The organism is Hydrogenophaga intermedia (assembly GCF_023715105.1).
Taxonomy (GTDB): Bacteria; Pseudomonadota; Gammaproteobacteria; order Burkholderiales; family Burkholderiaceae_C; genus Hydrogenophaga; species Hydrogenophaga intermedia_A.
Map to the genome: position 1 here is coordinate 1 of NZ_JAMBNO010000099.1, position 464 is coordinate 464.

A 464-nucleotide genomic window follows, 5' to 3' on the forward strand; every position below is an offset into this window, starting at 1 on the left:
TATCTGCTCCAGACCGGTGTCGGAGTCTGCGGCAAGCTCGACCCGGACCTCCGAGTCGCCGGTGAACAGGGCCACCTCGTTTACCCCCTCGTCTTCGTCGTGGAGGTACACGGTCGGCACGCCGGCCACCGGTTCCTGCCGGACGCAGCCGGCGATCGCGTCGCCGCCGACGGTCACGTCCACCCACGAGTTGTGCACCGACACGTCCCAGTCACTGCAGCCACCTTCGGAGTCGTCGAGGCTCGCGTGGCACTCGCCGTAGAAGAAGTTGGCCTGCGAGCCGGCCAGGTAGTAGTCGTTGAGCGGGTGACCATCGACCTCGTCGCCCAGGTAGACGGCTGGATGCCCGGAGGCACGGATCGCCTGCTTTGCGGTCGTCAACTCGTCTGCGCTCATCGTGCTAAACGGGTGCCAGACGAAGAAGTAGAAGCCGATGCCGACGCACGACGCGGCCAGACCGAGCC

Annotated in this window: 1 protein-coding gene; it reads right to left on the reverse strand. The window is 66.4% G+C overall.

The window, feature by feature from the left end:
• Positions 1-464, reverse strand: a 464-nt coding sequence (locus tag M3149_RS22745) for a hypothetical protein (RefSeq protein WP_251711623.1), incomplete at both ends; no start/stop codon positions are given.